The organism is Micromonospora sp. DT46 (assembly GCF_049841735.1).
In the GTDB taxonomy this organism is placed as follows: Bacteria; Actinomycetota; Actinomycetes; order Mycobacteriales; family Micromonosporaceae; genus Micromonospora; species Micromonospora reichwaldensis.
The window spans coordinates 1-13,521 of the sequence record NZ_JBNCKW010000004.1 but is presented as its reverse complement, the minus strand read 5'-3'; the positions used below and the strand labels follow the sequence as shown (position 1 = coordinate 13,521).

The following is a 13,521-nucleotide window of genomic DNA, read 5'->3' as shown; positions in this document are numbered from 1 at the left end:
CCTCGTCAGACGGTGCCGGCGGGCACGCGGGCACGGCGGACCAGCAGGACGGCGGCGCCGGGCAGGCTGGCGGCGAGCACCAGGACCCCGTACACCGTGGCGGTGGCGACGCCCTCGGCGGCGCTCAGGCCGGCGGCGCCGAACGCCCACGCGGCCACGCCCTCGCGGGGGCCGAAGCCGGCGACGTTCACCGGCACCCCCATGGCCAGCAGCGCCAGCAGGGTCAGCGGCACCAGCAGGGTCAGCGGCGCGGTGGAGCCGGCGGTACGCGCGGCCAGCACGAACGTCGCGAGGTGGCCGGCGACGGCCACGGTGGAGGCCACGAGCACGCCCAGCCAGGCGCGGCGGCCGAGCAGCCCGGCGCGCACGTCGGCCACCGCCGCACGCGCCGCGCGCGCCCACCGCGACGGCCCGGCGGTGGGCAGCGCGCGGGCCAGCAGGACGACGCCCAGCCCGGCGGCGGCCAGCAGCGCCGCCACCGCCGGCAGGTGGGGCCGCACCGGCGACGGGAACGCGGCGAGCACGACCACCGCCACGGCGGCGAGCACGACCTGCCCGGCGACGCGTTCCCACACCACCGCGCGCACCCCCCGGCCGACGTCGCCGACGTCGCGGCCGTGCCGCACCGCCCGGTGCACGTCGCCGAGCACACCGCCGGGGAGAGTCGAGTTCAGAAACACCGCCCGGTAGCAGTGCGCGAGCGCCGTCGGCAGCGGCAGCCGCACCCCCAGCCCGTTGGCGACGAGGCTCCACCGCCAGGCGCAGCAGCCTGTGGTCAGCGCTCCGATGGCGACGGCGGCGGCCAGCGCCGGGCCGTCGACCAGGCGGAGCCCGGCGAGGAACGGGCCGGCGCCCAGCCAGCCCAGCAGCACGGCCAGCACGCCCCCGCCGCCGAGCGTCCGCACCCATGGCCAGCACCGGCGCGCCACCAGCCGGACCCGTCCCGGACGCTCGCCTCGCCGGTGGGCGCGCACCGGCGGGGCGCCCGGTTCAGCCACAGCCGGCCAGCAGGTCGAGGTGCTCGACCAGCACGTCGAGCCGGCCGGCAGCGATCTCGGCGCGGCGCCGGCGGGCGTACGCCCGAGTCGGGCCCGTCAGCTCGGGCCGCTGCTCGCAGGCGGCGTCGAGCCAGCCGGTGAACCACTCGCCAACCAGCTCCGCCCGCTGCGGGCCGAGCCGCCACGGGCTGGGCCGCAGGACCACGTCGACGCCGTGCCGGGCGAACGCCGCCGCGCAGGCGTGCACGGCGTCCGGCCCGAGCAGGGCGCGCCCGTCGACCGTGCGTCGCTGGTGGTCGTTGAACGCGGCGGCGATCCGCCCGTCCCACGGATCCGCCGGAGTGAGCCGCACCTGGCCGGTCACCGACAGGGCCAGCAGGGCCGGGCGGCCCGCCCCGGCGCAGGCCGCGACGAGCCGCTCGACCTCCGCCGCGGTGAGCATGTCCAGCAGCGCGGACGCGGTGACCAGCGACGCGTCGGCCAGGTCGGCGGCCGCCAGCCGGGTGAGGTCGCCGCGGCGGACCTCGACGGTGACCGGGCCGCCGTCGCCGGCGGCGGGCATCCCGGCGGCCGCGCGGGCGAGCAGGTCGGCGTCCCGGTCGTGCAGGATCCAGTGCTGCGGGCCGGGCAGTCGCGGCGCGAGCCACCGGGCCATCGCGCCGGTGCCGGCGCCGAGGTCGTGCACGACGAGCGGTCCGGCGCCGGCCAGCCGGGGGCGGACCAGGTCCACCAGGTCCTCGGCGCGGGCCGCCGCGTCGGCGGGCTCCCGCAGCGCCAGCCAGTGCGCGAAGCGCGGCGGCAGGTGCCCGGTCATGCCGCGGCCGTCCCGGCCAGCACCGCGCCCGCGACGGTCGCGGGAACCGTCCAGTCGTCGAGCGTGCGCCGCCGCCCGCGCGCCGCCCGCCGCAGCGCCCGACGCAGGTCGGGCTCGCCGAGCCAGCGCCGCAGCGCGCCGGCCAGGGCCGCCGGGTCGTCGGGCGGCACGAGCAGTCCCGGCGCCGCGCCGTCGGGCGCGCGGCCCAGTGCCTCGGGCAGCCCGCCGGCCGCCGTGGCGAGCACCGGCACGCCCCGCGCGAGGGCCTCGGTGACCACCATCCCGTACGTCTCCCGGCGCGAGGCCAGCACCAGCAGGTCGGCGGCGGCGTATGCGGCGTGCAGGGCCGCCCCGGTGCGCGGGCCGACCAGGCGCACCCGGTCGGCGAGACCGTGCCCGGTCACCCGCCGCCGCAGGGCCGCCACGAACCCCGGGTCCCGGGTCAGCGGCCCCACGCAGACACAGCCCCAGGGCAGGTCGGCGACCGCCGCCAGTGCCTCCACCAGCACGTCGTGCCCCTTGTGCGGGGCGAGGGCGGCGACGCAGAGCAGGTTTCCGCCGGCCGGTGACCCGGGCGCGGGCGGGGCCGGGTCCACGCCGGGCCGGGCGACGTGCACCCGGTCGGCCGGCAGCGCGTACCGGTCGAGCAGCCGCCGCCGGGTCCACTCGCTGGTGGTGACGACCGCGTCGGCGGCGGCCAGGGCGGCGGCCTCGGCGTCGTGCTCCAGCGGCAGGTGCACGAGGACGACGAGGCGCAGCCGCGGGGCGTGTGGGGCGAGCACCTCCGGCACGCAGGAGGCGACCAGCCCGTCGAGCAGGACCGGCGACCCGTCGGGCAGCGCCGCGAGCACCGTGGCGAGCCCGGCGCGGGCAGCCCGGTCGGGGCGGGGCCAGTCGCCGGGCACGGCGTGTTCGCGGACCGTCCAGCCGGCCGCCGCGAGGCCCCGGCAGAGCCGGCGGTCGTAGCCGTTGCCGCCGCTCGGCTCGGCCGGGTCGTCGATGTCGTTCGGCAGCACGACGTGCACCGTCGCCATTCAGAGCGACCGTTCGTAGCTGGCCCAGGCGACGTGCGACTCGTGCAGCGTGACGGTGATGCCGGCCAGGGCGCGCGCGCCCGCGCCGAGGTCGCCGGCGCGTACCCGCTCGGCGAGACGGTCGGCGACCGCGCGGGCCAGCACCTCGGTGGTCGTGTTCACCCCGGCGAAGGCCGGGTCGTCGTCGAGGTTGCGGTAGGTCAGTTCCCCGAGCACCGCCTTGAGCTGGTCGGTGGCGAGCCCGATGTCGACCACCACGCCGTCGGCGTCGAGGTCGGGGCGGCGGAAGGTGGCGTCCACGACGAAGGTCGCCCCGTGCAGGCGCTGCGCCGGGCCGAACACCTCCCCCCGGAAGCTGTGGGCGATCATCATGTGGTCTCGTACGGTCACGCTGAACACGGGTCACTCTCCGTCGTAGGTGATGAGGTGGCACAGTGCGGGGAGACTGCCGGCGGTCAGCCGGGCCAGCACGTCGGGCAGCTCCGCGAAGCGGGACTCGCCGGTGAGCAGCGCGTCGAAGGCGGGATCGGCGAGCAGCTCCAGGGCGAGCCCCAGCCGGTCGGCGAAGCTGCGGCTGCCCCGTCGGGCCGGCGCGACGGCGCCCACCTGGCTGCCGCGCACGCTCAGCCGTCCGGAGTGGAACGCCCCGCCCAGCGCCAGCGCGACGGTGCGGTCGCCGTACCAGCTCAGCTCGACGACGGTGCCCTCCGGCCGGAGCAGCTCCAGCGAGCGTTGCAGGCCGGCGGCGGTGGCGCTGGCGTGCACCACGAGGTCCCGCCCGCCGGCGGCCTCCTCCGGCGGGGCGAAGCCGACGCCGAGTGCGGCGGCGACGGTCGCCCGGGCCGGGTCGGTGTCGACCAGCTCCACCCGCACGCCCGGGAAGCGGGCGAGCAGCGCCGCCACGCAGCAGCCGACCATGCCGCCGCCGACCACGCTCACCCGGTCGCCGACCAGGGGCGCGGCGTCCCAGAGCGCGTTCACCGCCGTCTCCACCGTCCCGGCGAGCACCGCGCGGGCGGGCGGCACCGCGTCCGGCACGGGCACCACCGCGCCGGCCGGGACCACGTACGCGGTCTGGTGCGGGTGCAGGCAGAACACGGTCCGGCCCCGCAGCTCGTCCGGGCCCCGCTCGACCACCCCCACGTTGAGGTAGCCGTACTTCACCGGCGCCGGGAAGTCCCCCTCCTGGAACGGGGCGCGCATCGCCGCGTGCTGGTCGGCGGGGACGCGGCCGGCGAAGACCAGCGTCTCCGTGCCCCGGCTGACGCCGGAGTACCGGCTGCGGACGAGCACCTCGTCCGGGCCGGGGTCGGCGAGCGGTGCCGACCGGATCTCACCCTCGCCGGGCGTACGCAGCCAGAAGGCGCGCGCCTCACCGGTCACCGGCTCCTCCTCACCCGCATCCGGGGCGAACCGAACGGCGGTATTTCCCGTAGTTCCTGTCGGATGTCGTCGACGATAGACACGGAGGCACGGTGCCCACGGTTCGAAAAGACCCGGCGATCGGGCTGATCGTCCAGATTGTCCTGCTGGCGGGGCTGGCCGCGACGGTCGGTCTCGGCCCGGTGGGCTGGCTCGCCGGGGCCGCGTACGGGGCGGCGCTGTGCCTGATCCTCGACCGGGGGCTGCGCCGGTCGGGCTCGCACGCCCTCGGGCCGGCCGACCGGGTGACGCTGGCCCGGGCGCTCCTCGTCGGCGGCGTGACGGCGCTGACCGGGGACGCGCTCGCCCCGACCGCCGTCGACCGGGCCGCGTCGGTCGGGGTGCTGGTCGCCCTCACCGCCGTGGCGCTGGCCCTCGACGCCGTCGACGGGTACGTGGCCCGGCGCACCGGCACCGCCAGCGCGCTGGGGGCCCGCTTCGACATGGAGGTCGACGCGTTCCTCATCCTCGTCCTCGGGGCGGCCGTCGCGCCCGCCGTGGGTGCCTGGGTGCTCGCCCTCGGCGCCATGCGGTACGCGTTCGTCGCCGCCGGGTGGGTGCTGCCCTGGCTGCGCCGGCCGCTGCCCCCGAGGTACTGGCGCAAGGTCGTCGCGGCGGCGCAGGGCGTGCTGCTGCTGGTCGCGGCTGCCGGGGTGCTGCCCGGACCGGGCGACGCGCTGGTGCTGACGGTCGCGCTGGCCCTGCTCGTCGAGTCGTTCGGCCGCGACGTCGGGTGGCTGTGGCGGCGCCGCTCGGTCTGGGCGGTGTCACCGGGCGCCCCGCGCCGCCGGATCCGGCCCGCGGCGGTACGCCCCGACCTCGTCACCGCCCGTGACTGACCGCCCCCCGTCGCCGCCCGGGACCGAGCCGCCCTCGTCCCCGCGCACGAACGGCCGGCCCTCGTCGCCCCCCGCAACCTCGTCGCCGCCCGCGAACGACCGGCCCTCGTCGCCGCCCGGGACCGGCCGGTCGGCTGTCGGGGCGCGCGGCCGTACCTCCGAAGGAGCGGGCGGGAGGCGGCGGGGCGCGGCGCGGGTGACGACCGCGCTGGCCGCCCTGCTCGTGCTGGTCGCCCTGACCGCGCCGCACCAGCCCGCCCGGCTCACACCCGGCGCGTTCGTGCGGGTGCCCCTCGAAGGTCTGCTCGTGGTCGCCGTGCTGCTCGCCCTGCCGGCCCGCGCGCGGCGGCCGGTGGCGGCGCTCGCGGGCGCGCTGCTCGGGTTGCTGGCCCTGCTGAAGGTCGCCGACCTGGGCTTCCTCGCGACCCTCGGCCGCCCCTTCGACCTGGTGCTCGACTGGGCCCTGCTCGACGACGCGCTCGGGTTCCTCACCGATTCGGCCGGGCGGGCGGGCGCCGCCGGGGCGGTCGTCGCGGCCGTGCTGCTGCTCGCCGCCGTGCTCCTCGCGACGACGCGGTCCGTGCTGCGGCTGACCCCCCTGCTGGTGCGGCACCGCGCCGCCACCCGGCGCATGGTCGCCGCACTGGTGGTGATCTGGCTGGCCTGCGCCACGTTCGGCGTGCGCGTGTCCCCCGGCGTGCCGGTGGCCGACGCCGCCGCGACCGAGCTGGTCGGCGACCACGCCCGCCAGGTACGCGCCCGGCTGCGCGACCGGGAGGTCTTCGCGGCCCAGGTCGGCGTCGACGCGTTCCGGGACGCCCCCGGCGACCGCCTGCTGACCGCGCTGCGCGGCAAGGACGTGGTGGTCGCCTTCGTGGAGAGCTACGGGCGCGACGCGGTGGAGAACCCGGAGTACGCCCCGGGCGTGGGCGCCGTGCTGGCCGACGGGGACCGCCGGCTGCGGGCCGCCGGCTTCGCCTCGCGCAGCGGGTTCCTCACCTCGCCGACCACCGGCGGCGGCAGCTGGCTGGCCCACGCCACGCTGCTGTCCGGCATGTGGGTGGACAACGACCAGCGGCACCGCAGCCTGCTGGCCAGCGACCGGTTGACGCTGGGCGGCGCCTTCCGGCGGGCCGGCTGGCGCACGGTGGGTGTGATGCCGGCCGCCGCCCGACCCTGGCCGGAGGGGGCCTTCTTCGGCTACGAGGCCTTCTACGACGCCCGCAGCCTCGGCTACCGGGGGCCGAAGTTCAGCTACGCCCCGATGCCCGACCAGTACACCCTGGCGACCTTCGAGCGCCTGGAACGCTCCCGGGCGGATCGCGCCCCGGTGATGGCCGAGATCGCGCTCGTGTCCAGCCACTCCCCCTGGACGAAGATCCCGCGCCTCGTCGACTGGTCGCGGGTCGGCGACGGGACCGTCTTCCACGGCGAGACCACCGGCAACCCGTCGGCGCAGCCCCGCGCCGGCTACCGCCGGTCCGTCGAGTACTCCCTGGGCACCCTCGTGTCCTACCTGGAGGCCCACGGCGACGACGACCTGGTGCTGGTCTTCCTCGGCGACCACCAGCCCGCCCCGGTCGTCACCGGCGCCCGGGCGAGCCGGGACGTGCCGGTCACCGTCGTCGCCCGGGACCCGGCCGTGCTCGACCGGATCTCGGGATGGGGCTGGGACGACGGACTCCGGCCCGGGCCACGCGCGCCGGTCTGGCCGATGGACGCCTTCCGCGACCGGTTCCTCACCGCCTTCGGCGGCTGACCCCGCCCGCGCGACACCGTGGGCGGCCCGCCCCCGGGACGCCCGGCGGAGCGCCTTCGGGAGCCGAACGGGCCGGCGCCGGAGCGCGGGCAGGCCGCGTCGGGACACCGCCGGCCCGCCTCCGGGGCACCGGACAAGGCCGCCGTCGGGGCACCGGACGGAGGCCGCCGTCGGGCAGGTCCCGGCGGGGCGTCCGCGGCACGGGCCGGTTCCGTCAGCGGGGTGCCACGAGGCCGGCGTAGTCGTCGGCGGCCAGGGGTCGCCGGGACAGCGACCCGTCGGCGCGCGGCACCCCCAGCGGGGCCCCGCCCCGGAAGAAGGCCACGGTGTCGACGTCGGAACGGGCGGTCAGGGTGCAGACGATCTGCCCGAAGGCGAGGACCTCGTCGCTGCGGCCCGTCTCGTCGCCGGCCCCGCCGAGGTCCACGTCGACCTCGTTGCCCCGCGGCCGGGCAGCGGCGACCGGCACGGCCCCGGGCAGCGCCGTCGTCAGGCCCCGGTCGCGCTCGGCGGTGGTCGGGCCGGCCAGCAGGTGCTGGAGCTGGGCGTCGACGGTGGGCGTGCCGTCGACCCGACGCTCGACGCGGACCAGCCGGTCGTCGCTGACGAAGCAGAGCACCTCCGTCGTCCGCCCCGCCGTCAGGGTGGGGGTCGGTGTCGCCACGATCGCCCCCGGCGAGGGGAACGGCCCGGGCGGGGGTGCCACGGCGCGCGGGGCGCGCTCGGTCGGGACGCCGCAGCCGCCCAGCAGCCCCAGCACGACGAGCGCGCCGCCGACGGCGCGCCACCGGCCCGGGCGGCGCGCGGGTGGGGGGTTCGCGGGCGGGGGGTTCGCGGGCGCGCGGCCGGTCGCGGCGGGCGGAGGGCTCGCGGGGGCACGACCGGTCGCGGCGAGCGGGGAGTTCGCGGGCGGGGAGCCGGGCGCGGCGGGCGACGGCTGCACGGGCGCGCGGCGGGTCACGGCAGCACCCCGGGCAGCTCGACCCGGAAGCGGGCACCCCCGCCGGGGCGGTCGCCCGCGCCGGCCCGCCCCCGGTGCGCGGCGGCGTGCTGCGCGACGATGGCCAGCCCGAGCCCGGTGCCGTCGCCGTCGCCACGCGAGTGCGCGGCCCGGCCACGGACGAAACGGTCGAAGATGGGGTCACGGTCCTCCGGCGGCACGCCCGGCCCCTCGTCGTCGACCTCCACGATCCCCGTCCCGTCCCGCTGCGACAGCCGCACGGCCACCGGCCCGCCGCCGTGGCGCAGCGCGTTGTCGACCAGGTTGGCCAGGATCTGCTCGACCCGACGCTCGTCGACCAGCCAGGTGGGCGGGACACCCGCGCCGACCCGGACGAGCGTGGCCGGCAGCCCACGGACCTGACAGGCGCGGCGGGCCAGCGCCGCCACGTCCACCGGCGCCCGGTCCACCGGCTGGTCGCTGCGGGCCAGCTGGATGAGGTCGTCGACCAACTGCTGGAACCGGGTGATCTCGTCGGCCACGAGGCCGGCGGCGGTGGCGGTGCGCTCATCGAGATGGGCCCGGCGACGGGCCAGGACGCTGGCCGCGGCCGAGAGGGTCTGCAACGGCGAGCGCAGCTCGTGGCTGACGTCGGCGGCGAAGCGCCGGTCCCGCTCGATACGCCGGGAGAGCTGGTCGACCATGTGGTTGAAGGACGTGGAGAGCCGGGTGAGGTCGGGGTCGGTGGTCGCGGCGAGCCGGGCGGAGAAGTTGCCCGCCGCGATCTCCTGCGCGGCGTCGGCCACCGCCGTCAGCGGCCGCAGGCTGTGCCGGGTGGCGTACCAGCCCAGGGCGGCGCCGGACCCGGCGACCACGATGGCCACGGCGGTCAGTGCCAGCGCCAGGACCCGCAGGGTCTGGTCCAGCTCGCGCAGCGACGTCAGCTCGTAGTAGCTGGTGGACGGGGCCAGCGGCAGGCCGACGAGCAGGGTGGGCTGGCCGTTGACCCGGACCCGCTGCACGGCCGGTTCCCCGGCGTGGACGAGCTGTTGCAGGTCGACCGGGATGGCGGCGGTCAGGCCGGCGTCGGCCGTACGGGCGTACCAGTCGTCGCCGCGGTGCAGCAGCGGCCGGCGGTTGCCGCCGGTGTCGAGGGACCGCAGCACCTCCACCACGTCGAGGGCCTCCGTGTCCAGGCCGGTACGCACCACCGCCGCGTCGAAGTACGCCGCCCGCACGGCGGTGCGCTCCCGCTCGTCCAGCAGGGATCGCCTGGTCAGTTCGTACGAGACCAGCGCCATCGAGGCCGACAGCAGCAGTGCGCCGACCGCGAAACCGGCGGACACCCGGGCCCGCAGTCCGAGGCGCCTCACCGGGTCAGCTTGTAGCCGAGGCCGCGCAGGGTGACCAGGTGCCGGGGGTTGCCCGGATCGTCCTCGATCTTCTGTCGCAGCCGACCCACGTGCACGTCGACGAGCCGCTCGTCACCGGTGTCGTAGCCCCAGACCCGTTGCAGCAGCTGGTGGCGCGACAGCACCCGGCCGGCGTGCTCGGCCAGCTCGCACAGCAGCCGGAACTCGGTGCGGGTGACCGGCACCGGCTGCCCCGCCAGGCGTACCTCCCCGGCGTCCGGGCTGATCTCCAGCTGCCCGAAGGTGAGCACCGGTACGGGGTCGGGCGCCGCCCGGGCCCGGCGCCGTAGGGCGCGCAGCCGCGCCGACAGTTCCTTGATCGCCACCGGCTTGACCACGTAGTCGTCGGCCCCCGCCTCCAGCGCTGCGACGATGTCGTGGGTGTCGTCGCGGGCGCTGACCACCACGATCGGCACGTCGTCGTCGCGGCGCAGCCGCCGGATGCACTCGAAGCCGTCGAGGCCCGGCAGCATCAGGTCGACCAGTACGGTGTCGGCCGGCTCCCGGCGCTGCCGCAGCAGTCCCTCCTCGGCGGTGGCCACGCCCCGGACGCGGTACCCCTCGTCCTCGAGCGCGAGCAGCAACGCCAGACGGATCCGGTCGTCGTCCTCGATCACCAGCACGTCCGTCATACCGGCATCATCCCCAAGGCGGCGACGGGCGCCCAACCGTGTCCGGCGTTCGACGGTTTTGTCACGCAACTGTCATACAACCGCGTGACCCGCGCCACGGGCGGCGCCGAGGGTGGTGGGGAACACCCGTGGGCCGGCTGCCGTCGGCCGACCGGCCCGGCAGGAGGGACCAGATGACCGTCGCCGGTCTCCTCACCGCGCTCGCCGTCGGTCTCCTCGTCGCCGGGGCGGGCTGGTGGGTGACCCCGCGCCGGCGGGAGGTGCCGGCCTGGCTGGCCCTGGTGGCGGGGATCGTCACCGCGCTGCTCGGCGTCATCCTGGCCCGCATCGTCGGCCTCGACACCGACCGGTCGGGCGCGTGGCGCGTCGGCGTGCCGGCCGCCTCGGCCGTCGTCGGCGTCGCCCTCGTGGCGGCCACGGCCGGTCCCCGGCGCGCCGCCGCCCCGCCGCGCGGGACGGGGCCGGACCTCGACACCGCCCAGACGCCGCCGGTCGCGGGCCGGCGCGTGGCACGGCCCGACCTCCCGTGGAGGAAGACACGATGACCGTCGTACCGGACGAGCACCTGATGACGTTGATCTGCGACAGCTGCGGGGACACGACCACGGGCACCGCCTGCGTCCTGCCCGACGCCGAGGTCGTCTGGACCCTGGTGGCCGAACACGGCTGGAGCGGCTCGCCGTTCGCCACGGGCCCGCACCGCTGTCCCCCGTGCAGCCTGCCGGGTCTCGGGGGCGACGCCACGGGTCAGGGCGGGCCGCCGGGCGTGGACCATCTCGACGACGTCGCGGCGGTGACGGCCGCCGGGAACGTCGACGTCGACACCGCCGACGAGCTGCGGGCCGCCCTGCGGCAGGCGGTGGACGTCGGCGGGCACGTGGTGGTCGACCTGACCCGGGTGCGCCTCATCGACGCCGGCGGGCTCGCGCTGCTCGTCCGGGCCCACCGCGACGCCCGGGAGCGTGGCGCCGTGCTCTGCCTGGCCGCTCCGTCCCGTTTCATCCGCACCGTGCTGCACACCATGCGGCTCGACGGGCTGTTCCCGGTCTTCGCGAGCCCGCAGGAGGCGCTCCGGCGGCTCTCCCCGGGCGGGGCAGGTGACACCGCGGGGCTGGCGGCCGTCGCCGCCGGGCCGGGTCCGCGCGGCCGCCGTGCGGCGGCGGCGACCGAGGCGTCGTCCCGCTGACCCGACCGCCGGGCCCGGGCGGCCCGGCCCGCAGACCATCGAGAGGAAGCACGCCATGCTCATCCCCTGGCCGTACCCGGACGAGGGCGGGTTCCGCCCCGAGCCGCCGGGCCCCTCGCCGGACGACGAGGACGGCCGGTTGGCGGCGCTGGTCGCCCAGCGGCTGAGCAGCGACTGGACCACCCGCCGCCAGCAGATCGTGGTGACCGTACAGAACCGCGTCGTCATTCTCGCGGGCATCGTGACCGGGCCGGAGACCCGGCGGGTGGCCGGCGAGATCGCCTGGGACGTCCGGGGCGTCGCCGACGTCTGCAACGCCCTGCGGCTCGCCGCCTCGCGCCGGCCCCGCCACTGAACGCCGGCCCCTTCACCGAACACCCGCCCCTTCACTGAGCGCCCGCTCCCGACGACCGCCGCGGCGTCCGGCCGGGTGGACCGGTCCTCCCGGCCGAGGGCGGTCCCGGCGTCCCGGGGACGGTCAGGCCACGGGCTGGTCGACCGGGCAGGCGTACGCCGTGCGACCGCCCAGCTGCCACGTGCGCACCCGGGCGCCGCAGTGCCGGCAGGTCGGCCGCTTGTAGACCCACCGCTCGTCGGGTGCCGCCGGGTCGCTGACCACCTGGCCGGCGTCGCGACCCAGCGTGAGGTACGCGACGGCGAGCTCCCACAGCCGGCGGGCCGGCGCCGTCCCGACCGCTCGGGCGTCGGGGTCGAGGCCGGCGAGGAAGAGCAGCTCCGCCCGCCAGACGTTGCCGAGGCCCGCCCACACCGCCTGGTCGAGCAGCGCCGCGCCGACCGCGCCCCTGGCGGCGCCGAGCCGGCGTACGGCGTCCTCGCCGTCGGCGTCGGCGCGCAGCGGGTCCGGGCCGAGCGAGGCCCGCAGCGCGCGCTCGCCGTCGTCCGGGAGCGGTTCGCAGCGGATGGGCGCGATCAGGTCGTACGCGACGCCGGCGCGGGCCAGGCGCAGCCGGACGCCCTTGCGGGGCGGGACGGCCGGGTCGTCGTGGCGCAGGAACAGCCCGCGCATGCCGAGGTGCACGTGCAGGGCCGGCGCGTCATCGACGTGGTAGAGCAGGTGCTTGCCGTACGCCTCCACCGCCCGCAACCGCCGCCCGTCGTACGGGCCGGCGTCGAGACGCCCCTGCGGGCTGGACACGGCGAGGACCTGCCCGGCGAGGGCGGCGTGCTGCTCGCGCGCGTACCGATGGACGAGGTGGCCCTCGGGCATGCGGCCCGGGTACCCGAGGCACGGGCGCGAAAACGGCGCGTCCGGGGCGCGGGAACAACGGCGATCGGTCCGCAGTTGTCCCTTTCGTGACCGACGTTGTCCCGCACCCGCGGCTGTTCGACATCCGGCGGATCTACGTAGAGCCGGAGGCCGCCGGGCTGCCCCGCGGGCGGGCCGTGCTGGAGCGCTTTCCCGATGCGGAGCGCGTCGAGGTCGAGAGCCACTCCCGCATCCCGGAGTTGTACGGGGACGAGACGAACGTGGCCCGGTGGGTGCGGATCAAGACGGAGGCCCTGGTGCTGGGGGTCAAGAAGTCCCTGACCGCCCGCCCGAACGGCCGCTCGGCCGACTTCATCGCCCCGTCCACGGCGAACGGCTGCGCGATGGCGTGCGCCTACTGCTACGTGCCGCGCCGCAAGGGCTACAGCAACCCGGTGACGGTCTTCGCCAACATCGACCGGATCGCCGGCTACCTGGGTCGGCACGTGGGCCGGCAGGGCGTCAAAAGTGAGCCGAACCAGTGCGACCCCGCCGCCTGGGTCTACGACATCGGCGAGAACTCCGACTGCTCGGTGGACGCCCGCATCTCCGACAACGTCCGGGACCTGGTGACCCTGTTCCGGGGCCTGCCCACGGCGAAGGCCACGTTCGCCACGAAGCACGTCAACCGTGACCTGCTCGACTGGGATCCCCGGGGCCGGACCCGCATCCGGTTCTCGCTGATGCCGGCCCGCGACGCCAAGCTGCTCGACATCCGGACCTCCCCGGTCGCGGAGCGGTTGGCCGCCGTCGACGACTTCGTCGCGGCCGGCTACGAGGTGCACGTCAACTTCAGCCCGGTGGTGGTCCGCGACGGGTGGCTGGACGACTGGGCGGAGCTGCTCGACCAGCTCGACGACGCGCTCGGGCCCGCCGCCAAGGCGCAGCTCGCCGCCGAGGTCATCTTCCTGACCCACAACGACCGGCTGCACGAGGTGAACCTCGGCTGGCACCCGAAGGCCGAGGAGATCCTCTGGCGGCCGGATCTCCAGCAGCCGAAGCGGTCGCAGACCGGCGGCTGGAACGTGCGGTACCGCACCGGCAGCAAGGGCGCCTACGTGGCGGCGTTGACGGACCTGATCGCCGCGAAGGCGCCGTACTGCCGGGTCCGCTACGCGTTCTGACGGGCTCCGGTGCACGGAACGCAGTTCAGGGCCACCCCCTGTGGGGTGGCCCTGAACTGAAAGATTGTCCGGCGGTGTCCTACTCTCCCACACC

General features: G+C 77.2%; 14 protein-coding genes and 1 pseudogene. 6 read left to right on the top strand and 9 right to left on the bottom strand.

Going from position 1 to position 13,521, the window contains the following annotated elements; translation table 11 throughout:
* Window positions 1–5: 5 nt before the first annotated feature.
* From ACLQ20_RS11525 to ACLQ20_RS11505, 5 genes are read right to left on the bottom strand one after another with little or no spacing between them, the layout of a single operon-like run.
* Window positions 6–932 (bottom strand): lysylphosphatidylglycerol synthase transmembrane domain-containing protein, encoded by a 927-nt coding sequence (locus tag ACLQ20_RS11525; protein WP_425855902.1) that lies wholly within the window; start codon window positions 930–932, stop codon window positions 6–8.
* Window positions 933–990: 58 nt separating this feature from the next.
* Entirely contained in the window at window positions 991–1,812 is an 822-nt protein-coding gene (locus tag ACLQ20_RS11520; RefSeq protein ID WP_425855385.1) for a methyltransferase domain-containing protein, read from the bottom strand.
* Window positions 1,809–2,846, bottom strand: coding sequence for a glycosyltransferase family 4 protein (locus tag ACLQ20_RS11515; RefSeq protein WP_425855384.1), 1,038 nt, complete (start codon window positions 2,844–2,846; stop codon window positions 1,809–1,811). Before ACLQ20_RS11515 ends, ACLQ20_RS11520 begins: the two co-directional genes overlap by 4 nt.
* Window positions 2,847–3,245 (bottom strand): 6-pyruvoyl trahydropterin synthase family protein, encoded by a 399-nt coding sequence (locus tag ACLQ20_RS11510; RefSeq protein ID WP_151453121.1) that lies wholly within the window; start codon window positions 3,243–3,245, stop codon window positions 2,847–2,849.
* Between the two features lie 3 nt (window positions 3,246–3,248).
* On the bottom strand, window positions 3,249–4,229 hold the full coding sequence (locus tag ACLQ20_RS11505; RefSeq protein WP_151453120.1) for a zinc-dependent alcohol dehydrogenase: 981 nt from the start codon (window positions 4,227–4,229) through the stop codon (window positions 3,249–3,251).
* 92 nt (window positions 4,230–4,321) lie between these two features.
* On the opposite strand from ACLQ20_RS11505, the pseudogene ACLQ20_RS11500 reads away from it, so the two are divergent.
* Window positions 4,322–5,074, top strand: a pseudogene (locus ACLQ20_RS11500) (CDP-alcohol phosphatidyltransferase family protein); the annotation flags it as partial.
* A gap of 25 nt (window positions 5,075–5,099) precedes the next feature.
* On the top strand, window positions 5,100–6,866 hold the full coding sequence (locus ACLQ20_RS11495) for a sulfatase-like hydrolase/transferase (RefSeq protein WP_425855382.1): 1,767 nt from the start codon (window positions 5,100–5,102) through the stop codon (window positions 6,864–6,866).
* Window positions 6,867–7,080: 214 nt separating this feature from the next.
* On the opposite strand, the gene ACLQ20_RS11490 is transcribed toward ACLQ20_RS11495, so the two are convergent.
* From ACLQ20_RS11490 to ACLQ20_RS11480, 3 genes are all read right to left on the bottom strand, one after another.
* A complete protein-coding gene (locus tag ACLQ20_RS11490) occupies window positions 7,081–7,626 on the bottom strand; it encodes a GerMN domain-containing protein (RefSeq protein WP_327031236.1) in 546 nt (181 codons plus the stop codon).
* A 197-nt stretch (window positions 7,627–7,823) separates the two neighbouring features.
* Complete coding sequence (locus ACLQ20_RS11485; protein WP_425855380.1) at window positions 7,824–9,179, bottom strand: sensor histidine kinase; 1,356 nt, start codon at window positions 9,177–9,179, stop codon at window positions 7,824–7,826.
* Window positions 9,176–9,850: a response regulator transcription factor gene (locus ACLQ20_RS11480; RefSeq protein WP_151457378.1), complete on the bottom strand. Its 675-nt coding sequence runs from the start codon at window positions 9,848–9,850 to the stop codon at window positions 9,176–9,178. Before ACLQ20_RS11480 ends, ACLQ20_RS11485 begins: the two co-directional genes overlap by 4 nt.
* A gap of 173 nt (window positions 9,851–10,023) precedes the next feature.
* On the opposite strand from ACLQ20_RS11480, the gene ACLQ20_RS11475 reads away from it, so the two are divergent.
* Genes ACLQ20_RS11475 through ACLQ20_RS11465 form a run of 3 tightly spaced genes read left to right on the top strand, consistent with a single transcriptional unit; the run spans window position 10,024 to window position 11,391 of the window.
* On the top strand, window positions 10,024–10,395 hold the full coding sequence (locus ACLQ20_RS11475; RefSeq protein WP_192581595.1) for a GlsB/YeaQ/YmgE family stress response membrane protein: 372 nt from the start codon (window positions 10,024–10,026) through the stop codon (window positions 10,393–10,395).
* Window positions 10,392–11,036 (top strand): STAS domain-containing protein, encoded by a 645-nt coding sequence (locus tag ACLQ20_RS11470; protein WP_327028731.1) that lies wholly within the window; start codon window positions 10,392–10,394, stop codon window positions 11,034–11,036. Before ACLQ20_RS11475 ends, ACLQ20_RS11470 begins: the two co-directional genes overlap by 4 nt.
* A 55-nt stretch (window positions 11,037–11,091) precedes the next feature.
* Window positions 11,092–11,391 (top strand): BON domain-containing protein, encoded by a 300-nt coding sequence (locus ACLQ20_RS11465; protein ID WP_327028732.1) that lies wholly within the window; start codon window positions 11,092–11,094, stop codon window positions 11,389–11,391.
* Between the two features lie 123 nt (window positions 11,392–11,514).
* On the opposite strand, the gene ACLQ20_RS11460 is transcribed toward ACLQ20_RS11465, so the two are convergent.
* The gene (locus ACLQ20_RS11460; protein WP_327028733.1) at window positions 11,515–12,264 is read right to left on the bottom strand and encodes a DNA-formamidopyrimidine glycosylase family protein; all 750 of its coding nucleotides are present in this window, start codon (window positions 12,262–12,264) and stop codon (window positions 11,515–11,517) included.
* Window positions 12,265–12,350: 86 nt separating this feature from the next.
* Here ACLQ20_RS11460 and ACLQ20_RS11455 point away from each other — a divergent pair, with 86 nt between their 5' ends.
* Window positions 12,351–13,427: a spore photoproduct lyase family protein gene (locus tag ACLQ20_RS11455; protein WP_358119754.1), complete on the top strand. Its 1,077-nt coding sequence runs from the start codon at window positions 12,351–12,353 to the stop codon at window positions 13,425–13,427.
* Window positions 13,428–13,521: the final 94 nt, after the last annotated feature.